Source organism: Sulfurospirillum sp. MES (assembly GCF_000789415.1).
GTDB classification, from domain to species: domain Bacteria; phylum Campylobacterota; class Campylobacteria; order Campylobacterales; family Sulfurospirillaceae; genus Sulfurospirillum; species Sulfurospirillum cavolei.
The window spans coordinates 137,285-158,055 of sequence record NZ_JSEC01000004.1 but is presented as its reverse complement, the minus strand read 5'-3'; the positions used below and the strand labels follow the sequence as shown (position 1 = coordinate 158,055).

22 protein-coding genes are annotated in these 20,771 nt (G+C 46.4%); 15 read left to right on the top strand and 7 right to left on the bottom strand.

Annotation, left to right across the window (positions count from 1 at the left end; translation table 11 throughout):
* Both OA34_RS08365 and mnmG read right to left on the bottom strand, forming a co-directional pair.
* Positions 1 to 113: twin-arginine translocation signal domain-containing protein (locus tag OA34_RS08365; RefSeq protein WP_039674296.1), on the bottom strand; the 113-nt coding region annotated here is incomplete at its 3' end.
* 102 nt (positions 114 to 215) lie between these two features.
* A complete protein-coding gene (gene mnmG, locus OA34_RS08360) occupies positions 216 to 2,090 on the bottom strand; it encodes a tRNA uridine-5-carboxymethylaminomethyl(34) synthesis enzyme MnmG (RefSeq protein ID WP_039674293.1) in 1,875 nt (624 codons plus the stop codon).
* A gap of 159 nt (positions 2,091 to 2,249) precedes the next feature.
* Here mnmG and OA34_RS08355 point away from each other — a divergent pair, with 159 nt between their 5' ends.
* From OA34_RS08355 to OA34_RS08345, 3 genes are read left to right on the top strand one after another with little or no spacing between them, the layout of a single operon-like run.
* Positions 2,250 to 2,981, top strand: coding sequence for a 5-oxoprolinase subunit PxpA (locus OA34_RS08355; RefSeq protein WP_039674291.1), 732 nt, complete (start codon positions 2,250 to 2,252; stop codon positions 2,979 to 2,981).
* A complete protein-coding gene (pxpB, locus tag OA34_RS08350) occupies positions 2,978 to 3,661 on the top strand; it encodes a 5-oxoprolinase subunit PxpB (protein WP_286682936.1) in 684 nt (227 codons plus the stop codon). Before OA34_RS08355 ends, pxpB begins: the two co-directional genes overlap by 4 nt.
* Entirely contained in the window at positions 3,658 to 4,587 is a 930-nt protein-coding gene (locus tag OA34_RS08345) for a 5-oxoprolinase subunit C family protein (RefSeq protein WP_039674287.1), read from the top strand. Before pxpB ends, OA34_RS08345 begins: the two co-directional genes overlap by 4 nt.
* On the opposite strand, the gene OA34_RS08340 is transcribed toward OA34_RS08345, so the two are convergent.
* Positions 4,577 to 6,532 (bottom strand): methyl-accepting chemotaxis protein, encoded by a 1,956-nt coding sequence (locus OA34_RS08340; protein ID WP_039674285.1) that lies wholly within the window; start codon positions 6,530 to 6,532, stop codon positions 4,577 to 4,579. The two genes, OA34_RS08345 and OA34_RS08340, sit on opposite strands and share 11 nt — an antisense overlap.
* Before the next feature lie 165 nt (positions 6,533 to 6,697).
* Here OA34_RS08340 and OA34_RS08335 point away from each other — a divergent pair, with 165 nt between their 5' ends.
* Genes OA34_RS08335 through OA34_RS08325 form a run of 3 tightly spaced genes read left to right on the top strand, consistent with a single transcriptional unit; the run spans position 6,698 to position 8,228 of the window.
* A complete protein-coding gene (locus OA34_RS08335) occupies positions 6,698 to 7,306 on the top strand; it encodes a riboflavin synthase (protein WP_039674283.1) in 609 nt (202 codons plus the stop codon).
* Positions 7,306 to 7,980 (top strand): peptidoglycan editing factor PgeF, encoded by a 675-nt coding sequence (pgeF, locus tag OA34_RS08330; RefSeq protein WP_286682935.1) that lies wholly within the window; start codon positions 7,306 to 7,308, stop codon positions 7,978 to 7,980. Before OA34_RS08335 ends, pgeF begins: the two co-directional genes overlap by 1 nt.
* Positions 7,977 to 8,228, top strand: coding sequence for a hypothetical protein (locus OA34_RS08325; RefSeq protein ID WP_039674281.1), 252 nt, complete (start codon positions 7,977 to 7,979; stop codon positions 8,226 to 8,228). Before pgeF ends, OA34_RS08325 begins: the two co-directional genes overlap by 4 nt.
* Here OA34_RS08325 and tpx read toward each other — a convergent pair.
* The gene (tpx, locus tag OA34_RS08320) at positions 8,225 to 8,770 is read right to left on the bottom strand and encodes a thiol peroxidase (protein ID WP_039674279.1); all 546 of its coding nucleotides are present in this window, start codon (positions 8,768 to 8,770) and stop codon (positions 8,225 to 8,227) included. The genes OA34_RS08325 and tpx overlap by 4 nt on opposite strands.
* Positions 8,771 to 8,985: 215 nt before the next feature.
* Here tpx and OA34_RS08315 point away from each other — a divergent pair, with 215 nt between their 5' ends.
* On the top strand, positions 8,986 to 9,882 hold the full coding sequence (locus tag OA34_RS08315; protein ID WP_039674277.1) for a DMT family transporter: 897 nt from the start codon (positions 8,986 to 8,988) through the stop codon (positions 9,880 to 9,882).
* Here OA34_RS08315 and OA34_RS08310 read toward each other — a convergent pair.
* Entirely contained in the window at positions 9,821 to 11,284 is a 1,464-nt protein-coding gene (locus tag OA34_RS08310; RefSeq protein WP_286682934.1) for an EAL domain-containing protein, read from the bottom strand. The genes OA34_RS08315 and OA34_RS08310 overlap by 62 nt on opposite strands.
* 178 nt (positions 11,285 to 11,462) lie before the next feature.
* On the opposite strand from OA34_RS08310, the gene OA34_RS08305 reads away from it, so the two are divergent.
* Positions 11,463 to 13,886 (top strand): heavy metal translocating P-type ATPase, encoded by a 2,424-nt coding sequence (locus OA34_RS08305; protein ID WP_039674275.1) that lies wholly within the window; start codon positions 11,463 to 11,465, stop codon positions 13,884 to 13,886.
* Positions 13,886 to 14,125 carry a cbb3-type cytochrome oxidase assembly protein CcoS gene (ccoS, locus tag OA34_RS08300; protein ID WP_039674273.1) on the top strand — a complete coding sequence of 80 codons (240 nt, stop codon included), beginning with the start codon at positions 13,886 to 13,888 and terminating at the stop codon, positions 14,123 to 14,125. The genes OA34_RS08305 and ccoS overlap by 1 nt, the downstream gene beginning before the upstream one ends.
* Positions 14,126 to 14,179: 54 nt before the next feature.
* On the opposite strand, the gene OA34_RS08295 is transcribed toward ccoS, so the two are convergent.
* Positions 14,180 to 14,476 (bottom strand): c-type cytochrome, encoded by a 297-nt coding sequence (locus OA34_RS08295; protein ID WP_039674271.1) that lies wholly within the window; start codon positions 14,474 to 14,476, stop codon positions 14,180 to 14,182.
* 151 nt (positions 14,477 to 14,627) lie between these two features.
* On the opposite strand from OA34_RS08295, the gene OA34_RS08290 reads away from it, so the two are divergent.
* From OA34_RS08290 to OA34_RS08265, 6 genes are read left to right on the top strand one after another with little or no spacing between them, the layout of a single operon-like run.
* Positions 14,628 to 15,332, top strand: coding sequence for a tetratricopeptide repeat protein (locus OA34_RS08290; RefSeq protein ID WP_039674269.1), 705 nt, complete (start codon positions 14,628 to 14,630; stop codon positions 15,330 to 15,332).
* Positions 15,333 to 15,839, top strand: a complete 507-nt coding sequence (gene gmhB, locus OA34_RS08285) for a D-glycero-beta-D-manno-heptose 1,7-bisphosphate 7-phosphatase (RefSeq protein WP_039674267.1) — start codon at positions 15,333 to 15,335, stop codon at positions 15,837 to 15,839.
* An 8-nt stretch (positions 15,840 to 15,847) separates the two neighbouring features.
* Positions 15,848 to 16,849: an ADP-glyceromanno-heptose 6-epimerase gene (rfaD, locus tag OA34_RS08280; protein ID WP_286682933.1), complete on the top strand. Its 1,002-nt coding sequence runs from the start codon at positions 15,848 to 15,850 to the stop codon at positions 16,847 to 16,849.
* Positions 16,842 to 18,260 carry a D-glycero-beta-D-manno-heptose-7-phosphate kinase gene (gene rfaE1 / locus OA34_RS08275; protein ID WP_039674263.1) on the top strand — a complete coding sequence of 473 codons (1,419 nt, stop codon included), beginning with the start codon at positions 16,842 to 16,844 and terminating at the stop codon, positions 18,258 to 18,260. Before rfaD ends, rfaE1 begins: the two co-directional genes overlap by 8 nt.
* The gene (gene gmhA / locus OA34_RS08270; RefSeq protein WP_039674261.1) at positions 18,257 to 18,823 is read left to right on the top strand and encodes a D-sedoheptulose 7-phosphate isomerase; all 567 of its coding nucleotides are present in this window, start codon (positions 18,257 to 18,259) and stop codon (positions 18,821 to 18,823) included. The genes rfaE1 and gmhA overlap by 4 nt, the downstream gene beginning before the upstream one ends.
* A gap of 16 nt (positions 18,824 to 18,839) precedes the next feature.
* Positions 18,840 to 19,853 (top strand): glycosyltransferase family 10 domain-containing protein, encoded by a 1,014-nt coding sequence (locus tag OA34_RS08265; RefSeq protein WP_286682932.1) that lies wholly within the window; start codon positions 18,840 to 18,842, stop codon positions 19,851 to 19,853.
* Positions 19,854 to 19,866: 13 nt separating this feature from the next.
* On the opposite strand, the gene OA34_RS08260 is transcribed toward OA34_RS08265, so the two are convergent.
* Complete coding sequence (locus tag OA34_RS08260) at positions 19,867 to 20,754, bottom strand: glycosyltransferase family 9 protein (RefSeq protein WP_039674259.1); 888 nt, start codon at positions 20,752 to 20,754, stop codon at positions 19,867 to 19,869.
* Positions 20,755 to 20,771 lie beyond the last annotated feature (17 nt).

The window sequence follows — 20,771 nt, the reverse complement described above, 5'->3', positions numbered from 1 at the left end:
GGAAGCGGATCCCAAGTCTTCTTCATAGCGCCCAGAGCCACAATGCCCCCTGCCGCTGCAAAACCGCCGAATGCCATGCCGATAAAGTCTCGTCTGCTCTCTTCAACAGCCATCCTGTTTTCCTTTCTTGTAGTTTAATTTGTGACTATTTTATCTTATCATTTATTAAGAAACTATGACACACGTCAATTATACGAATTTACGTCAATTTTACGTCAAGATTTATTTTTTTTATTCAAAAGTTTTATATATACATGTAAAATGTCTAAAGCGGCCGGCGTAATACCGCTAATCTCGCTTGCCGCAAACAACGTCGGCGGGTTAAAGCGTTTGAGCTTTTCGACCACTTCGTTGCTCAGACCCGAAATAGACGCGAAATCCATTTCGGCGGGAATGGCAACGTTAATCATCGCTTTCATAACGTCGATTTGTTCTTTTTGCTTTTCGATATAATTTTTGTATTTGGCTTCGACCAAAATTTGCTCTTTCGCCTCTTCGCTAAACGCCGCGATGCAAGGGGCTAGTTTTTCGAGTTTCTCGATACTAAAATCCGAACGCGCGACGATTTTTTGCAAGGAGACCTTATCGGTAATTTTATCTTCTCCGATAGAAGCCACAAAAGCATTGTTCTCGTTGGACGGCGTAAGCGTCGTCTCTTCCAAATACGCCAAGCCTTCGCATAATGCTTGATGCTTTTTAACGACGCGCGCATGCGTTTGCTCGTCGATCAAGCCGATTTTATAGCCGTAAGGCGTGAGCCTTAAATCCGCATTGTCTTCGCGTAAAAGCAAGCGATATTCCGCGCGGCTCGTGAACATACGATAAGGCTCTTTCGTACCTTTGGTGACCAAATCGTCGATTAAAACGCCGATATACGCTTCATCGCGGCGTAAAACCAGCGGTTCTTTGCCTTGAAGTTGCAACGAGGCGTTAATACCCGCCATCAATCCTTGTGCCGCCGCTTCTTCGTAGCCGGTCGTTCCGTTGATCTGCCCCGCGCAATAGAGTCCGGAAACTTTTTTGGTTTCCAACGTATGTTTGAGTTCCGTCGGATCGACGTAATCGTATTCGATAGCGTACCCGAAGCGAACAATCTTTGCATTTTCCATTCCTTCTACCGAATGAATCATGGCAAGTTGCGTATCGGTCGGTAACGAGGTGCTAAAACCGTTAATGTAGTATTCGGTCGCTTCGCGCGTTTGCGGTTCGATAAAGAGATGATGGCGTTCTTTGTCTCGAAAGCGGTTGATCTTATCTTCGATACTGGGACAATATCGAGGTCCAATGCCGTTGATCTGCCCCGTAAACAAAGGCGCTCTGTGAAAATTACTTTCGATGATCGTGTGCGTCTCTTCATTGGTATAGGCGATATAGCAAGGCAGTTGGTGCGGATGAAAATCGGTGCGGTCGGTACGAAAACTAAAAGGAATCGGATGTTCGTCTCCGGGCTGGAGTTCCATTTTGGAAAAATCAATCGTTTTAGCGTCGATTCTCGCACAGGTTCCGGTTTTTAGCCGTCCCATCGTAATGCCTAAGGCTTTAATGGAAGAAGAGAGTTTGAGGGAAGGAAATTCACCTACGCGTCCGGATTCGTGTCGGTATTCGCCGATATGAATCAGTCCTCGTAAAAACGTTCCGGTCGTCACAATAACTTTTGAGGCATGGTAACGGTTGCCGAGCGAGGTAATGACGCCCTTGACACAACCCTCTTCACAGACGATCTCTTCGGCGGTTTCTTGGGCGATACTTAAATTTTCGGTATTTAAAAGCGTCGTACGCATGTAGATGCGGTAACGATCCATATCGATTTGCGCACGGCTTCCGCGAACGGCAGGGCCTTTGGAGAGGTTTAAGATGCGAAATTGAATGCCGCAAGCATCGGTGGCAAGTGCCATTTGACCGCCTAAAGCGTCGATTTCTTTGACCAAATGTCCTTTGGCGAGTCCTCCGATGGCGGGATTACAACTTGCCGCGCCGATTTGTTCGGCTAAAATAGAGATCAGAAGGGTTTTATGTCCAAGCCTAGCGGAGGCCAAGGATGCTTCAATACCCGCATGTCCGCCTCCGATTACAATCACGTCGTATTTCATAATCACAGTACCTAAAAGATAAATTTTTGAATCACTTTTTTTCTCAAAAGGAAAAATGCATGGGAAAAATTCTATTATACTATGATTTGGCTGTATCTTAAGCGTAGAAGCGACGGGAAAGTTGCTACAATACGTCTAGAAAAGTGAAAGGATCGAAAAATGAGTCTTAAACTAAATTGCGACGCCGGAGAGAGTTTCGGCTCTTGGAAAATGGGCTTGGACGCGTTGATAATGCCGTATGTGGATATGGCAAATTTCGCGTGCGGTTTTCATGCGGGCGATCCCGTGATTATGGATAAGTCGATTAAACTGGCATTAAAACACGGCGTGCGTATCGGAGCGCATCCGGCGTATCCGGATTTAGCGGGATTCGGTAGGCGTAGTATGGCGTGTTCGTTGGAAGAAGTCGAAGCGATGGTTATTTACCAAATCGGTGCTTTGTGGGGATTTGTCAAAGCCAACGGGGCAAAACTCGAATACGTTAAGCCGCACGGAGGGCTCTATAACGATATGATGAAAGACGTGCGCATCTTTAAAGCCGTGCTCTCCGCTATCAAACGTATCGATATCGATTTGAAAGTCATGGTACTGTCGATGATGGATATGAAGGCGCATGAAGAAGCCGCCGCGCAAGAAGGTATCGCGTTGTTATACGAAGTCTTCGCGGATCGAGCGTATGACGATGAGGGCTATTTGGTGCCGCGCCATCAAGCCGGTTCCGTGTTACACGACGTCGATGCGGTCGTGGCTCGGTTGAAACTGTTACAAAACGAGGGCGTTTTAGAGACGATTTCGGGTAAAAAGATTGCACTTCGTGCCGATACCTTATGCGTACACGGCGATAATGCCGAAGCGGTAGCGATGGTCGAAACTTTGAGGAAATGCATGTGAACGTCGAGTATCGTATTGCTTCGGAGTCGAGCGTAATTCTTTATTTCGGTCATACGATCGATGCTGCTGTTTCCGACAAAGTGTATCAAGCGTATGCGGCGTTGAAACGAAGCGCGCATCCGGCGTTTGTGGAAATTGTTCCTTCGTATGCTTCGTTGATGGTCGGTTTTAATTCGGTACGGTACGATTTTCAAACGACATGTCGGCTGATTCAATCGCTTCTCGAAGATGCGCCGCACATCGATGCACGCGAGCAAAAGGTCGTGACGATTCCCGTTTACTACGCGCAAGAAGTCGGTTGGGATTTGGAGGCTCTTGCTTTGGAAAAACGGATGTCGATCGAAGCGATCGTTGCGTTGCATACGCAAACGACGTACCGAGTTTATGCCATCGGTTTTGCACCCGGATTTGCCTATTTGGGACAAACCGACGAACGCTTGGAAACGGCACGCCTTGCCAATCCTAGAAAAGCCGTTCCTAAAGGAAGCGTTGCGATTGCGGATCGCCAAAGTGCCGTGTATCCCGCGAAAAGTCCCGGAGGATGGAAAATTTTAGGACGTACGCCGATTGCGATGTTCGATGCATCGTATCCAGGACTTTCGTTTGTACATGTAGGAGACTCAGTGCGTTTTGACGCGATTAGCCAAGAGCGTTTTTTAGCGCTAGGCGGTGAACTATGAGTCAAAAACATGTGGGTTTTACGGTGCTCAAAGGCGGCGTACAAAGCACGATTCAAGATAGCGGACGTATAGGATTTTGCGATATCGGGTTGACGCAAAGCGGGGCGATGGACGAAACGGCGTTTGGGTATGCCAATAAGCTTGCCGGAAACGCGTTTAATACGCCGGTCGTAGAGATTGCCTTGGGCGGGCTTGCTTTGGTTTCGACATGTAAGCAAACCGTTGCGATTACGGGAGCGGATATGCATCCGACGCTGAATAGCGAACCGATCGGCATGTGGCAAACGCACCGTCTCGAAAAAGACGACGTCATACGCTTCGGATTTGCCTCAAAAGGACAGTTTGCGTATTTAAGCGTCGCGGGAGGTTTTAAAACGCCTTTTGCGTACGGAAGTTTTTCCACGAGCGTCAAAGAAGGGCTTGGGGGCATTGACGGAAGAAAACTGATCGAAGGGGATTTTTTGCCGACGCAAGGTAAGTGCTTGCCTTTAAAACGCCGTCTTCCGAGCGTTCTTATACCTTCGTACTCCGATAAGGCGGTTTTGCGCGTCGTGAAAGGATACCAAGAAGCATTGTTCGATGCACGGGCGCACGAGACGTTTTTTACGACGACGTATCGTTACAAAGGCGAGGGCGATCGTATGGGGTATCGTTTGTGCGGAGAAAAAATCGTACCGAGCGTTACGGGCATTTTGTCGGAACCGATTTGTTACGGGGCGATTCAGATTCCCAGCCACGGCGAACCGATTGTTCTTTTAAAAGAGCGACAAACGATCGGAGGATACCCGAAAATCGGCTCGGTCATTGCGGTGGATTGCTTTAAACTCGCGCAATTAAACGCCGGGGGAAGCATACGGTTTCAAAGTGTTACGCCTGAGGAAGCAAGAGCCGAGGCTCTTGCCTTTCGTGCGCGTTTTACGTTCTAAAGTCGGTTAAAACGTGGTTGAGCTCCTCGGTAAGCGTGCTTAAGTGGCGCGTTGCGCTTTCCATCTCTTCCATGCTTTTGGCGTTACTGACGCTATACGCGTTCATCTCTTCGATCTTTTGGGCAATACCGTCGATACGTTCGGCGGTTTTGGCGTAATCGTGGAGCGTTTGTTCGTTGGAGGCGGTGGCGTCGTCCATGATACGGGCGGTTTGTCCGATGTTGTTTTCAACGTCGTGTGCGATTTGCGTCAATTTTTCCATACTTTTGGAATTGGTGTTCATGTGATCGCTGGCATCGTTAATCGCTTGAACGATCACGTTAATGGTCGCATTGATCTCCAAAAGGCTTTTTTGCGTACGTTCGGCGAGTTTTCGCACTTCATCGGCAACGACCGCAAAACCTCGTCCGTGCTCGCCCGCACGTGCGGCTTCGATGGCGGCGTTCAGTGCTAAAAGATTGGTTTGATCGGCAATGTCGGAGATGACCGTTAAGACGTTTTTCACTTGATCCGCATCGGAGCTGAGTTGTGCGATTTGTCGGGCGAGTTCGACTTCGGTTTGCGCCGAGTCTTCGACTTGCGCCGCCATTTTCAAAATTTCGTTTTTAGCATTGCCAAGCGTCGTATGCGCATTTTCGATCTCTTTTTTGGACTGCTCGGCTTTTTGGAGAGAATTTTGCAGCTCGTTTTTGATCGCTTGCGACATCGCGTTAGTCGTTTGGGCGATTTCGGAGGTGCTTTTGACGCGTTTACCGACTTCGATCGCGGTAGAGCTTAATTGGGTTGCAACCGAAGCGTTTTGAACGCTGGATTCTTTGGCGTGCGCAACGGTTTGGCGGACTTTTTCGATAAAACGGTTGAATTCCAAAGAGGTTTGTCCGATTTCGTCGCCGCTTTTAATATCGATTTTTTTCGTTAAATCGCCATCACCGCTTGCCAGACTGGCGGCTTTGTCTTTCAACTCCTCAAGCGGTCGGCTAACGGCTTTTCGAAGCACGAGAATCAGCGCGACGATTACCAAAATATCGATGAGTGCCATAATGACGATTTGGCGTAACATACCGCTTTGCGCTTCGTTGACCGTTTGATCGACGACGGATTTGGGTACCGCCATCAACACTTCGCCGCAACGATTGCCGTCAAAGCCTTTGAGCTCTTGGCGAACGACGAAATACGTCGGCGTCATAAAGCGGCTTCCTTGTGCGCTTAAATCGAGGTTTTTAATCTCTTCGAAAAGCTTCATATCGGTATTTTCTTTTTTTTGCGACAAGGCGGTATCGCGGGCTAAGAGCGCGTCTTTTGCCGAAGCGCTAAGATCGAGTTGTTTTTTATCGGTCAAAAAGATAACGCTAGCACCCAAATCTTTTTTAGCACCGGTGACGACCGATTCGAACGATTGGATAAACTCGACCGAACCTAAATACTCTTTGTCTTTGAGAACGGGTGCCAAACCTCGAAGCGACATGCCAGCAACGCCCATTTCGATGGCATAAAGCGGTTGCTTGCTCTCTTTGACTTTTTTAATCGTATGGCGAAACGACGCAAGATCGTCGCCGAATTTTTCAGGCATCCATGCGCGTAAGAAACTTTTAATATCTTTGGTATGAATGTGAATTTGAACGTTTTTAAAGTCGGTAAACTCTTTATAGGTTTGAGAGAGCGTTTTAAGCCCTTCGAGCGCAAGCGCGCGATCGTTGCGAAGCAAGGCTTCGATGACGTAATAGTTCGACGCGACGGTAATCGCATTGGTTAAGGCAACGTCGTATTTGGCATCGAGTTGGTTTTCGACGTAGACGCGAAGCGTTGATTGCTCTTTGGTATAAACGTCTTTTTCGATCGTACGAACGCTCAAATACGTAGACGCTAAAATAATCACCATACCCACGATGATCGAAGAGATCAGCGGAAGATGGATTTTGTTGGAAATCGATAGAGCAGAATACATGCAAGACTCCTTAATGCCATATGGTTTAATTGTAGTCAAGTTTTCTTTAAAATTCTTTATACGTAAGAGGGAACTTTAACATTGTGAGCCTCATCGGCGATCCACTAAAAAATGGTTATAATTCACGTATGAAAGAAGTCTATGACGAGGAAGAAGGTCGGAGTTATGTTTACGGGATTGATTCGCGAATGTGCCGAAGTGCTGAGTTATCATACCAATGTTTTACGTCTGAGGGCGCGTTATCGTCCGAAGATCGGCGATAGCATCGCTATCAACGGAGCATGTTTGACGGTTATCGCTTTATTTGAAGACGGTTTTAGCGTCGAACTTTCGTTGGAGAGCCGTCACACTTTGGCGATGGAAAATTATGAGGGAAGCGTGCATATCGAACCGGCGATGCGCTTGGACGAACGGCTAGACGGTCATATGGTGCAAGGGCATATCGACGGTATCGGCGTTATCGAATCGCTCAGTTTGCAAGAAAACGGTTTGGATATTCAAATCGGGCTTCCCGAAGCGTTGATGAAGTTTGTCGTGCCCAAGGGGAGTATTGCCATCGACGGCGTGAGTTTAACGGTCAACGAAGTGTTTTTGCATGCGTTTCGTTTGACGATTATTCCGCATACGCTTGAAAATACTTTGATCCGCTCTTACCGCGTCGGGCGTCGCGTCAATATCGAAACCGACATGTTCGCACGTTACGTCTATCATCTGTTCCACCGCGAAAAAGCGTTGGATTGGAAAAGCGTGGATCGCATTATGGCATTGTACTAATGCGTTTTATGTTTACCGATCGCTTCGGCGGCGTAAGTCCTTTTCCCTTTGAGAGCCTTAACGTCGCGTATCATGTCGGCGACCGACCCGAAAACGTTGCGCTCAATCGTGAACGTTTACGCGAAAAAATCGGTGCGGAAACGTTGGTGTTTATGGAACAGGTTCATCAAAACAGCGTCGAGCGTATCGAAACAGGTTTGGAAACACCCGTTTGCGACGCAATGATCACGAACCGAAAAGGGATCGGATTGTGCGTGATGGTTGCCGATTGTATTCCCGTGCTCTTGTACGATGCGGTAACCCAAAGTATCGGAGTCGCTCATGCGGGGCGCGAAGGTGTGCGTTTAGGCGTGGTGCAAGCGTGCGCTTTAGCGATGCAAAAGGCATACGGCACGAAACCGGAAGACTTACATGTAAGACTCGGACCTTCGATTCACGCGTGTTGTTACGAAGTCGGACCTGAGGTAACGCACGGCTTTGAACGCTATCTTTACGTACAAAAAGGACGCTACTTCTTGGATTTGCAGCACGCTTTACAAGAGGCTTTGAGCACTTTGGGAATTTTAACATGTAAGATCGAAATATCGGCGGAGTGCAGTTGTTGCAATAGGAATTATTTTTCGTACCGTCGGGAAAAGCAAACGGGACGTTTTGCGGGAGTGATGTGTTTATGAATACGAAAGGTTTAAGTGCGTATCGGGCATTGCAACCGACAAATGCGGAGCATGCTAGGCGTGCTCAAGTAGAAGTGATTTTAAAAAAAGCGACGCTTTACAACGTCGCTTTTTTGCAAAACGAGACCTTATTGGCAGCGTTTGCCGCGTTGCCTCAAATCGTGATTCCGATGCAAACGTTGGAGCAAACGGCGGAGCTTCTCTTGTGGCTTGACGGCGCACAAGAAAAAGCGTTACTCAGCCATTAGTGTCCGCAACTGCAACCGCAACCGCTTTTTGCCGCCGCAACCGTTTTGAGGGCTTCTAACGCCGCTTCGTAATTCGGCTCTTCGGTGATTTCGGGGCAAAGTTCTTTGTAAACGATCACGCCGTGTTTATCGACGATGAAAATTGCACGGGCACTCAAACCTTTAAGCGGACCATCGGCAATCAAAACGCCGTAAGCGTTTGCGGCGGCTTTGTCTCTAAAATCGCTACCGACTTGAAGGTTTGCGATACCCTCCGTGGTACAAAAGCGACCCATCGCAAACGGTAAGTCCATCGAAACGACGGTAACGGTTGCGTTGTCGATACCGGCGGCTTTGGTATTGAACATACGAGTCTCTTGCGCACATACGGGTGTGTCTAATGAAGGGACGATGACGATCACTTGCGTTTTATCGCTTGCTCCGCCGATCGTAATTTCGCTCAAATCTTTCGCGACGACGCTGATACAAGGTGCTTTATCGCCGACGTTTAATTCGGTTCCCGCTAAGTTTACAAGATTGCCTTTGAGTTTGGTAGTTGCCATAGAGTGTTCCTTTAAAAAAGATGTATTCGTGCTTCCATTATAACCAACTCGGATAAATAAACTCTTAATTAAAGAGGTTAACGCTAAAGAAATAAGCTACTTGTTATAATGCTGCTTTTGAAGAGTATTTTTGCAAAACGCATACCGCAAAAAAGTGGGAAGTATCCGAAAAAAGTGCGTGTCGTTTTGCCATAATGCCATCATAAAGGACGGTGATGCGAATCTATGCGTTGTTGGTTTTATGCGTGCTACTGTGGTCGGGAAATTTTGTTTTGGGACGCTTCGTCTCCGATGCGATCGAGCCGTTGGAGTTGGCGTTTTTCAGGTGGTTTGGCGTTTTGATCGTGGGCTTGCCGTTTTTATGCTTACATGTACGAAACATTGCACGCGCGCTTAAAGAGCATTTTTTCGTGTTGGCACTTTTGGCGATGCTCGGGATTGCGGGGTTCAATACGCTTTTGTACGTCGGGTTACATTACACCGCTGCGATTAACGCGCTGTTGATTAATTCGAGCATTCCGTTATTGATCGTTTTTTTCTCTTTCGCCTTTTTAGGTTTGCCCATCCGCGCGATTCAGGTGTTCGGCATCGTGCTCTCAACGGCGGGCGTCGCGTTTTTGGTCCTCAAAGGCGATTGGCGCGTTTTAGGTTCGCTTCAGTTCAATCAAGGCGATTTTTGGGTGATCGCCTCTTCTTTATGCTGGGCCGCTTACAGTGTTTTGGTTAAATTTCGTCCGAAGTCTTTGAGCAGTTTCGAGTTTTTTATGACGACGGTTTTCTTGGGCGTCATCATGTTGCTACCTTTTTATTTGGCGCAAGGCTATACGTTGGAACGCGAATATTTCGTGCTCAAACACTACTATTGGGCCATCGCTTACGTGAGCCTTTTGACGTCGATCGTTTCGTATTATTTATGGCATTTGGGAATTGCGCGTATCGGAGCGGATAAAACCGGACAGTTTACCCATTTGATGCCGCTTTTCGGAAGTGCTTTGGCATATCTGTTTTTAGGCGAACGCTTGGAATGGTACCATCTAGGAGGTGCCGTTTTTATAGGATGTGGACTTTACCTGTGTTTGTTTGTTCGTCAAAAAAGCTGCTCGAAGATTTGAAGGCGGCGTCGGGTTTGCCGATGTAAAAGCCCTGCGCGTAGTCCACGCCGATCTCTTTCACGCATTCGAGCACTTCTTTGGAATGCACGTATTCGGCAATGGTTTTGATGCCGAGTTCTTTGGCAAAATTGACGACGGTTTTGGCGATAATCTTCATTTCGTCGTTGCGATGGATATTTTTAATCAAACTTCCGTCGATTTTGATAAAATCGGCATGCAACTCGCTTAAACGCTCAAAATTGGAATATCCCGCCCCAAAGTCGTCGATGGCGATTTTCGCGCCGTAGGATTTGACTTGCGAAATAAAATGCAATACGGCTTCGTAGTTGTCGATACTGTCGCTTTCCAAAATCTCAAAGATAACCCAAGGTCCGACGTTAAACTCTTCGAGTTTTTCCATAATAAACGTCGTCGTTACCAGATTGGTCATATCCAAGTACGAGAGGTTGATCGAAAAGCTGCTCGATGAGATTTGGAAGGTCTCAAACGCTTTTTGGATCAACGACATAGAGAGTTTGGAGTAGATTTTCGAATGTTTGGCAACGTCTAAAAACTCGCTAGGAACGTAATACCCTTCGTTTTCTTTTTGAATACGCATCAAGGTTTCGTATTTTTCGATCTCATACGTGCTAACGTTGAGTATCGGTTGGAAAAAAGGAACGACGCGGTCTTTGGCAAGGGCTTCTTTAAGGGTGTGGTTCATCATCATATTGTGATGGTACTCTGCTTCTTTATGGCTGCTTTTATCGTAAATCATATACGCTAGGCGTTTATTCTTTGCCTCTTTGCAGGCAATAGAGGCAAGTTTCAAGAGGTTTTTCTTACCTTGGTACGCGCCGATCGAAAGCGTCGTGTCGACTTCAACCTCTTCGCACATGATGCGATCTTTCGTAATTTTCGTCGAAAGTTTTTTCAGGTACTTTTGAAGGTTAAATTCGCTAAAAGGTACTTTGATCAAAATGGCGTAAATATCGGCTTCAAACTTGTAAAGCGAAGATTCTACGGGCGGGAGATTGCCTTGTAGCCATTCGCCGATGACTTTGAGAAATTGGTCGCCGAAGCGATGACCGTAAAAGTTATTGGTATTTTGAAACGAGTCGATGTTAATAATCATCAGCGTCGAATCGATGGACGGGTCGAGTTTTTTCTTTTCTTGAAGGAGTTTGAGTCGATTGGGAAGGCGCGTGTTGAGGTCGATATAGAGATTTTTGCGTAATTCGTCTTTGAGTTTATCGTTGGATTGTAAGACCCTGTAAACGCCCCAAAAGTTTAAAATACCCAGTAGCGCAAGAAGGGCGTAAGCGAGCGTATCGTAATCATAATGTACGGCAATGCCGATCGGGAGCATCAGGCTCGCAAGAAGCAATCCCGTCTTTAAAAAAAGTTTATATGAGCGTTTCAATCCAATCCCTAAATACCGATATGAGCCCGCGAGAATGCAAGGAAGGCACTTTAGCACAAAGGGTTTGAAAAAAAAATAAAGAAGAGCTCTTATCAACGCACGATTGAAACGCACTATCAGGTTCATCACACAAAAGTCACGCTATAATCTGAGCTCAAACTTTACGCGAAAGATTACTATGGCTAAACAACGTTGCGATCACTGCCGATTAGAGTACGACGCTTCGGCGTTATTTGAAGATAAGAGCTTTACTCCGTCCAAATACTTTTGTTGCAAAGGCTGCCAAGGCGTTTTTCATCTGCTTCAAGACGAAGGATTACAAACGTTTTACGGCAAGATCGGCGAAACGACGCTGGAGCCGCCTAAGGTGCTTCACGACGACGTTGCGAGGTTCGATTTGGACGGATTCGTTTCCAAGTACGTGAAAGAAAATAAAGAAGGCTTTAACGAAATTTCGCTCATTATCGAGGGGATTCATTGCAGTGCTTGCGTGTGGCTCAACGAAAAAGTGCTCTCCAAAAAAGAGGGCATCGTCGAAGCAAGCATTAATTATACGAATCATAAAGCCAAAATCGTTTGGGACGCAAGCGTTATCAAATTGTCCGAGATTATCGAGACGATTCGGAGTATCGGTTATAACGCGTATCCTTACGATCCTAAAAGCGGGGAAGAACGCAGCATCGCTCAGCGTAGAGAATATTATACGAAGCTCTTAGTCGGCATTTTTGCGACGATGAACGTGATGTGGATCGCCGTGGCGCAATACGCGGGGTATTTTAGCGGTATGGAAAAATACCATAAAAATATTTTGAATTTTGCGGAGTTCGTTTTAGCCAGTCCGACGCTTTTTTATACGGGATCGGTCTATTTTAAAGGGGCGTATTACGGCTTGAAACACCGACAGATCACGATGGATTTTTTGGTTGCTACGGGAGCTTCTTTAACCTATCTTTTCTCATTGTATGCGATGTTTTCCCAAAACGCCGAAGTCTATTTCGACTCGGTTACGATGATTATCACGTTTGTTTTTGCGGGGAAATATTTAGAAGTTTTAACCAAGAAAAAAGCCGTCGATACGATGGATGCGTTCGGTAGCGCAATGCCCACGGAAGTCGTATTGGTGAAAGGCGAAGAAAAAATTTTAACCGATGTCGAATCGATTGAAGCGGGCGAAATCCTTGAGGTACGCGCCGGCGATAAAATCGTGATCGACGGCATCGTTTGCGAAGGAGAAGGCTCCTTTGACTTTTCGCGCATTAACGGCGAATCGCTTCCCGTTTTACTCAAACAAGGCGATAAAATTTTGAGCGGTTCCATTTGTTTGGATAGCGTGATTCGTTACAAAGCGACGTCGACCTTTGCCTCTTCGATGCTCTCGAAAATCGTCTCCTTACTGGAAGACGCGATGAGTAAAAAACCGCAGATCGAGAAGCTGGCAAATCGTATTTCGGGCTATTTTTCGCGTACGATTTTAACGTTGGCACTTCTGACGTTTTGTTTTTGGTTTTACCAAAGTGCTTCGTTTGAGACCGCGTTGATCGTTTCGATCTCCGTCATCGTCATCGCCTGCCCGTGCGCTTTGTCTTTGGCGACGCCGATTGCGACGTTGGTCGGCATCTCTTTGGCGGCACGAAGAGGCATTTTGTTTAAAGAGGCAGGATTTTTGGAAAGTATGGCACAATGCGATACGTTAGTGCTGGATAAAACGGGCACGATTACCAACGCAAAGCCCGAAGTGATCGAGGCAATCTTTGAAGACGAATCGTTTGCGTCTTTAGCGTATGCCCTGACATGTAGCTCTTCGCATCCGATCAGCCAAGGTGTCGGAGCGTATTTAAAAGCGCGATTTCCCAAGATGCCCTCACACCCTTTAGAGCAGATCAAAGCGATCGAAGCCAAAGGCGTTAAAGCCCTTTGCGAGACCAAGCGTATCGTAGGCGGCAATGTCCGTTTGATGCACGAAGAGGGAATTGAGGTTCGCATTCCTCAAACGTTGGAAAACCTGACGCATTATTTTTTTGCGGTCGACGGGCGGATCGTTGCGATGTTCGGGCTCAAAGATACGCTCAAAAGCGATGCAAAAGAGAGCCTTGAAAAGCTCCAAGCGTTAGGGCTTTCCTTGGTACTTTTAAGCGGCGATCATGCCCATGTTACCGAAAGTATCGCAAAAGAAGCGGGAATCGAAACGTACGCGTCCGCTCTCTTACCGCACGAAAAAGCCGAATACATCGATGCGTTGCGCCAAAAAGGGCACAAGGTCGTCATGGTGGGAGACGGTATCAACGATACGTTAGCCCTTTCGAGTAGCGAGATCGCCATTGCGATGGGAAGCGGTGCGGACGTGGCGGTCGAAGTAAGCGACGTTGTTTTGACGCAAGGCGATATGCGCGGTTTGTACGAGGCATTTGTGATTGCGCGTAAAACGTTGCGGATCGTCAAAGAAAATTTGGCGTTTTCGTTGCTTTACAACGTTTTGACCGTGCCTTTGGCGATGAGCGGTTATATTATCCCTCTGTTTGCGGCATTGTCGATGTCTTTGAGTTCGCTGGTCGTGGTGGGAAATGCGATGCGTATTAAAACGGTATTGAAAAGGAAAGAGTAATGGACGGTTGGGTTATTGCGATGATGCTCGGTGCTTCGACGCTTTTGGGAGCATTCGGTTTATGGGCGTTGATATGGGGCATTCGAAGCGGACAGTTCGACGATCAAACCAAATTTATCGACGGTGCGCAGTTTGACAGCCAAGAGGCATTGAACGATGCGGTGATGATGGAGAAAAAACGCAAAGAACTTTTGGAAGAAAAACGTAAAAAAGAGACGGGATACGCCCCGCCGGATTGAACAAAGAACGTCGATACGGCTACAAAAGCGCGATGCCCCGTAGCCGTATATCGCTTATTTATAAGAAGCGATGGTCGCAGCTACCGCTTTAAGATCTTCGTCGTTTAAGCCTGACGCGATCGGTTTCATAACGCCTTTCATCGGTCCGCCTTCGCCGTTTTTGTATCCGTTAACGGAAGCGATGATTTTTGCGGCATCCCAGCCTGCAATAATTTGAGACTTGTTTAAAGCCGCTTTGGAAGCTTTGTCGCCGTGGCAAGAAAAGCATTTTGATTTGTAGATCGCTTCGCCGTCCGCCGCCATAAGCGTTGAACAAGCTGCAATCGCCAAGAATAAAGAAAGTTTTTTCATTGAAAGCCCCTTGAATGTTGTGTGTGGCAAAATTATAACGCAGGAGACTTTATCCTTGCTTAGCCGATGTGACATTTCTCAAAAAAGCAAAGAGGGTTTAGGTCAAAGTTTGGGTATAATTTACCTTAAAATCTAAGGACGGTAGGTCGAAATGTGGCGAATTTTGGGTGTAATCGCGTGGTATTTCTCTTTGGCGTACGCTCAAACGTATAGCGTATGCGAAACGGAGCGAATCGACTCTCAAAGTGCTAAAGCGAAGATAGAAAAAATCTTAATCGAAGAGCCTTCTAATACGGTTTGCATGCTTCAACTTGCCAATATTTACCTCAAGCGCGGGCAAATCGCGCGCGGTTTCGAACTGCTCGTCGATGCCTATACGATCGATCCTCATCATGTGGAAAACAGCCAAATCGCAACGGTTTTACCTTTTGCGCTTAAAGTGACCAATCTCAAACAGCAAGCGGCAAAAAGTAACGATAAACGTATTTGGAACGAGCTAGGTGACGGGTATTTTGAAATGGGTATTTTCAGCGAAGCGGCGTTGATGTATAAAAAAAGTTTGGCGGTGGACGGCATGCAACATATGATTCGGCTTAAACTCGCCCTTGCCTTGCAAAAAAATACGCAAATTTACAGTGCGCTTGAAGCCGTTCAAAAAGTTTTAAACGCAGAGCCCGATCATCTGTTCGCCAATTATTATATGGGAAAATTTTTAGCGTACGATATGAAAAATCGCGACGAAGCGCGCGTGTTTTTTAAACGGGCGAAAGAGTCTTTGCTCGCACAGCAAAAAGAATTTGATTATTTGGAGTACACCAATTTGCTCAGCGACATTACGCAAGAGTTGGAAAAATAGATGAATAAAGCGGTGTTTTTGGATCGCGACGGCGTGATTAACAAAGATAAGGGTTATGTCTATCGGATCGAAGATTTCGAGTTTTGCGAGGGTGTTTTCGAAACCTTGCGTACGTTTCAAGATTTAGGGTATTTGCTGATTATTGTCACGAATCAATCGGGTATCGGACGCGGGTATTACCGTGAAGAAGATTTTCACGTTTTAACGTCGTGGATGTGTCAAGCGTTTTTACATGTAAACGTCACCATCGACGCGGTGTATCATTGTCCGCACGCACCGGAACTTGGTTGTTCGTGTCGTAAGCCTCGAAGCCAAATGTTTGAAGAGGCGATCCAAGCGTTTGACATCGACGTGAAGCGTTCTTGGATGATCGGCGATAAACCAAGCGATATGATTGCCGCAAGAGGCGCTCGTATCGAGCAAACGATTTTCATCGGCGAAGATCAACCGAGCGATGCTAAATATAGGGTTAATTTTCTTTTGGATACAATCAATATTATTAAATAAGGTTTTTTATGGTCGATTTTCATCATAAAACGGTTTTAATTACGGGCGGTGCTGGATTTATCGGCAGTAACCTCGCTTTTTATTTTCAAGAAAACTTTCCGACATGTAAGGTCGTCGTCTTTGATTGTTTCCGAAGCGAAGCGACGTTTTCCAACGGTCATTTGAAGAGTTTCGGGCATTTTAAAAACCTGATCGGATTTCAAGGCGAAGTGATTAGCGGCGATATTAACGATGAAGCGGCGATTGCGAAACTGGTTGCGTACCGCTTTGATTATATCTTTCACGAAGCGGCGATTTCCGATACGACCGTGCTCGATCAAGGGATGATGATCCAAACCAACGTCAATGCTTTTAAGCATATTTTGGAACTGGCCCATCAAAGCGGTGCGGTCATAGTCTACGCTTCCAGTGCCGCAACGTACGGCGATGCTCCTTCTCCTCAACGCATCGGATACGAGCGACCCCAAAACGTGTACGGTTTTAGCAAACTTGCCATGGAACATACCGCACGAGCATTTTGCGTATTGCATCCAAAAATGTCCGTTGTAGGGCTTTGGTATTTTAACGTTTACGGTCCAAGAGAGTACTTTAAACACAAAACGGCGTCGATGGCGTTGCAACTCGGTCTTCAAATTTTAAGCGGTAATAAACCGCGTCTTTTTTACGGATCGGAAGCGATCCAACGCGATTTTATCTACATCGACGACGTCATTCAAGCCAATCTTAAAGCCGCGCTTTGCGGCAAATGCGGCGTTTACAATGTCGGAACGGGAAATCCGCGTAGTTTTCAAGAGATTGCCGATACCTTGCAACAAGAGCTCGGTACTTCCTTAGGCACGGACTATTTTGAAAATCCTTATGTCGGAGCGTATCAGATGCATACGCAAGCGGATATTGCTTTGACATGTCAGGATTTGGGTTACCGGCCGAGCGTGAGCTTGGAAGAGGGCATCAAAGCGTATGCTCCCGAAATACAACGCATTTATGAAAGTGAAGTCAAACGTGGATAAATTACGAACGTATCGTCCGACTATTTTGGTCATCGGCGACGTGATGTTGGATCATTACCTTTGGGGAAAATGCGAACGCATTTCACCCGAAGCTCCGGTGCAAGTCGTGGACATTCAAAAAGAGAGCACCGTTTTAGGCGGTGCCGGAAACGTGGTCAATAATCTTTTAAGCTTAGGCGCAAACGTCGGCGTTTTAAGCGTCGTCGGTCAAGACGAAAACGCCGAAGAGCTGGTACGCATGCTTGAAATTTCCGGTGCCGACGTTGGAGGCATCGTTCGAGAAGTCGGGCGAAAAACCGGCAAAAAAAGCCGCGTGATTGCGTCGCATCAACACGTCGTACGGTATGACAGCGAATCCAAAGAACCGATTAGCCAAACGTCGATCGAGGCGCTAGTATCTCATTATGAAAAAATGCTTCCCCATGTCGATCTCGTTTTGCTTTCCGATTACGGTAAAGGGGTTTTAACGGAAGCCCTTACATGTCACGTTATTGCGCTTGCACGAGCAAAGAGTAAGTTGATTTTGGTGGATCCAAAAGGCGACGATTATCGCAAATATGCCGGTGCAACGCTGGTGACGCCCAATAAAAAAGAGGCGAGCCTTGCGACGAAAATCGCCATCGTCGATGATGAGAGTTTACAAAAAGCAGGCATGTTGCTCAAAGAGAGTTTGAATCTTGAGTATGCCGTGATTACGCTTTCCGAAGACGGTATGGCACTGTTTGGCGAGACGTTTATGAAAATGCCCACCGTCGCGCGTGAAGTCTACGACGTCACCGGTGCGGGAGATACGGTCTTAGCCGCACTCGGCTATGCGCTTGCCTGCGATTTAAGTATTCAAGAAGCCGCATCGTTTGCCAACAAAGCCGCCGCCGTAGTCGTCGGAAAACTCGGAAGTGCTACGGTGAATTTCGATGAAATCGAAGCCTACGAGCATACGTTTTGCCGCACGAGCGCGCAAAGTAAGCTGAAAACGAAAGAGCAGATCCTCCGCATTCTTGCCGAGCAAAAACACCGCACGATCGTTTTTACCAACGGTTGTTTCGACATCTTACATGTAGGGCATGTGAAGTACCTCGAAGTGGCTAAAAGCTTCGGCGATCTGTTGATCGTAGGGTTAAATTCGGACGATTCGATTCAGCGTTTAAAAGGAAAAAGCCGTCCGATTAACCCATGGGAAGATCGCGCGTACCTGTTAGCGGGATTGGAATCGGTCAGTTACGTCGTTCCTTTCGAAGAAGACACGCCTTTAGAGCTTATTGCCGCTATCAAACCCGATATACTGGTTAAAGGGGCGGATTATGAAGGTAAAGAGGTCGTGGGAAGCGACATCGCCAAGGAAGTACGATTGGTAAGCTTTATCGAGGGCAAAAGTACGACGAAGACGATAGAAAGGATACGAAACGCATGATGGAGATGATTTACACCGAAATAAAAGCGCATCAAGCGGTTGTCGAGGCAACGCTTTCGACGTTGCAAAGTCATATCTATACCGCTTCGATTATTATGAGCGAAGCTTTAAAAAACGGTCATAAAATTATGCTTTGCGGTAACGGAGGAAGTGCTGCTGACGCGCAACATATCGCCGCCGAACTGAGCGGACGCTATAAAACGGAGCGACGCGGGCTTGCGGGGCTTGCTTTAACGACCGATACGTCGGTTTTAACGGCGGTAGGAAACGATTACGGGTTTGATCGTATTTTCGATCGTCAAGTCGAAGCTTTGGCGCAAAAGGGCGACGTGCTCATCGGTATATCAACCAGCGGACACAGCAAAAACGTCGTGCGCGCGCTCAGTCTGGCTCGCAATATGGGATGCAAGACGATAGGACTCAGCGGACGCGACGGCGGCGTGATGAGCGAATTTTGCGACGTCAATATGATCGTTCCGAGCGACGATACGCCGCGCATCCAAGAGATGCACATTTTGATCGGGCATATTCTATGCCAAGCGATCGACGATACCGTTCGTTGATAGCATTGGGGTTGTTATGGAACGCTTGATTCGAGTCAAGTTAACCGAAAGAGGGAGTCAACCGGGAAAAGAGCTTTCTTTCATCCGTCAATCTCCTTCCCGTAAAGCCGTATGGGGTCGCTGTCAATTTACGTTTGATCCGCTGGATCATGATTACGATTGGTTGGTCGTCTTAGACGATGTCGCGCGTATCGTACCCCGTAAAATCGAGACTCTACGTTGCCCTAAAGAACATACGATTTTGGTCACGACGGAGCCAAGTTCCATTAGCTATTACGGCGAAGCGTTTGCTAGACAGTTTGCGTATGTGATTACCCATCACGACGCACAAATTTTACCGCATCCTAATGCGCTTCGTTCGCAAACGGGGAATACGTGGTTTTACGGAAAATCTTATGATGAAATCTTAGACGATACGACTCCGCAAAAGACAAAGAAAATCTCCACCGTATGCTCAGACAAGCAACAAGGGCATACGATGCATCGTTTGCGTTATGCCTTTACGAAAAAGATGGAAGAGTCGATTGGCGAACTTGAGCGGTTCGGCAAAGGTTTTAAATGGATTGAGCGTAAAGCCGATGCCTTAGATCCATACGAATTTCACGTTGCGATTGAAAACCATATCGGTAAAGACGTTTGGACGGAGAAATTGGCCGATGCTTTTTTAGGATGGAGTATCCCTATTTATTGCGGATGCCCGAACGTTTACGACTATTTTCCTAAGGAGAGCGTGATTGCGATCGATATTCACGATATGGAAGGATCCATCGCGAAAATTAAAGAAATTATTGCAACCGAAGGTGAGTATGAAAGGCGTTTTGAAGCACTGAAAGAGGCTAGAAGGCGCGTATTGGAAGAGTATAATCTTTTAGCGATGATCGATAAAATCGTGCAAAATGCCAAGCCCTCAGCGTTGACGCTCAATCAAAAAATCTATTCGCGAAGAATAATGCGGCTCAAAAATTTACCCGATTTGATACGATTCTTGCGGTTTAGGTTGCATAGTTTTATGAAAAATAAGTGTGCGTGAATCAAGTGCTTACTTATCTAAGGTATTCCGCTAATTTGGCTAGTGCTTGGTCAATACGGATGTCATTAAAATAATTATCGTGTCGGCTTGAGCTTTTTATTGGAGGGGTATCGTTTGCATAAAAATGCTGATCGTATACTGCCGTCGACCACGGTCCATAAGGGGCTGCCCGTAGCCAATTGGTAGGCCCAAAAAGACCAATGGTCGGTGTTTTTTGAACTGCGGATAGATGCATAGGCCCAGAATCGGTAGAAATCGTCAAAAAAGCTTCATGCAGTATTTTTTTGAGATCTTGAATTATCGTTTTCCCCGCCATATTTTCTTTTTTCCCAACGATTGATTTTGATATTTCTTCAACATATTCCTTTTCCGATACGTCACCCGTTAAAATAAAAGGAAGATGAAATCTCTCGTAAAGCATAGCACTGATTTCATGCCATTTATGCGCGGGTAGACGCTTTGAAGTCCATTTGGGACTTGAACCGCAGTTTAAGACAATATAAGAATGTTCTTTAGGAACGAAAGTCATGTCTAAAGCGTTAACTAACGATGTTTTTGCGGCAATTTCGTATAAAATCGTATTAATATTTTGAGTCAAGACGATTTTATCATGGTTGGCAATATGTGTTGCTTTGCTAAGGTATCCTATCAAACGGCTTCGATCGTTATTTTGTAAATCGACCAGCCAATCTAAACGATGATTTCTTGTCGTTCTTATCAACTTTACAAGGCTTAAAGCTTTTTTATCGGATAAAAGAATAAAACGATCAAATTCATCTTGCAATAGTGCTTTTCCCATGGGTGTTGTAATGATAATAGGAGGATATTGAAATGTGCGTAGTACGGGTAAGCTAGCGGCGATATCTCCTAATGCGCTAAATTTCATAACGGCAATATTCATGGTTATAATCCTTGTTT

What these genes read in the sequence shown, in the direction of transcription:
- gmhB (WP_039674267.1), top strand. Translation starts at nt 15,333, where the DNA reads ATGAATAAAGCGGTGTTTTTGGATCGCGACGGCGTGATTAACAAAGAT.
- OA34_RS08290 (WP_039674269.1), top strand. Translation starts at nt 14,628, where the DNA reads ATGTGGCGAATTTTGGGTGTAATCGCGTGGTATTTCTCTTTGGCGTAC.
- ccoS (WP_039674273.1), top strand. Translation starts at nt 13,886, where the DNA reads ATGGACGGTTGGGTTATTGCGATGATGCTCGGTGCTTCGACGCTTTTG.
- OA34_RS08260 (WP_039674259.1), bottom strand. Translation starts at nt 20,754, where the DNA reads ATGAATATTGCCGTTATGAAATTTAGCGCATTAGGAGATATCGCCGCT.
- OA34_RS08335 (WP_039674283.1), top strand. Translation starts at nt 6,698, where the DNA reads ATGTTTACGGGATTGATTCGCGAATGTGCCGAAGTGCTGAGTTATCAT.
- OA34_RS08355 (WP_039674291.1), top strand. Translation starts at nt 2,250, where the DNA reads ATGAGTCTTAAACTAAATTGCGACGCCGGAGAGAGTTTCGGCTCTTGG.
- OA34_RS08325 (WP_039674281.1), top strand. Translation starts at nt 7,977, where the DNA reads ATGAATACGAAAGGTTTAAGTGCGTATCGGGCATTGCAACCGACAAAT.
- OA34_RS08340 (WP_039674285.1), bottom strand. Translation starts at nt 6,532, where the DNA reads ATGTATTCTGCTCTATCGATTTCCAACAAAATCCATCTTCCGCTGATC.
- rfaD (WP_286682933.1), top strand. Translation starts at nt 15,848, where the DNA reads ATGGTCGATTTTCATCATAAAACGGTTTTAATTACGGGCGGTGCTGGA.
- pgeF (WP_286682935.1), top strand. Translation starts at nt 7,306, where the DNA reads ATGCGTTTTATGTTTACCGATCGCTTCGGCGGCGTAAGTCCTTTTCCC.
- mnmG (WP_039674293.1), bottom strand. Translation starts at nt 2,090, where the DNA reads ATGAAATACGACGTGATTGTAATCGGAGGCGGACATGCGGGTATTGAA.
- OA34_RS08315 (WP_039674277.1), top strand. Translation starts at nt 8,986, where the DNA reads ATGCGAATCTATGCGTTGTTGGTTTTATGCGTGCTACTGTGGTCGGGA.
- OA34_RS08265 (WP_286682932.1), top strand. Translation starts at nt 18,840, where the DNA reads ATGGAACGCTTGATTCGAGTCAAGTTAACCGAAAGAGGGAGTCAACCG.
- OA34_RS08295 (WP_039674271.1), bottom strand. Translation starts at nt 14,476, where the DNA reads ATGAAAAAACTTTCTTTATTCTTGGCGATTGCAGCTTGTTCAACGCTT.
- gmhA (WP_039674261.1), top strand. Translation starts at nt 18,257, where the DNA reads ATGATGGAGATGATTTACACCGAAATAAAAGCGCATCAAGCGGTTGTC.
- OA34_RS08305 (WP_039674275.1), top strand. Translation starts at nt 11,463, where the DNA reads ATGGCTAAACAACGTTGCGATCACTGCCGATTAGAGTACGACGCTTCG.
- tpx (WP_039674279.1), bottom strand. Translation starts at nt 8,770, where the DNA reads ATGGCAACTACCAAACTCAAAGGCAATCTTGTAAACTTAGCGGGAACC.
- OA34_RS08345 (WP_039674287.1), top strand. Translation starts at nt 3,658, where the DNA reads ATGAGTCAAAAACATGTGGGTTTTACGGTGCTCAAAGGCGGCGTACAA.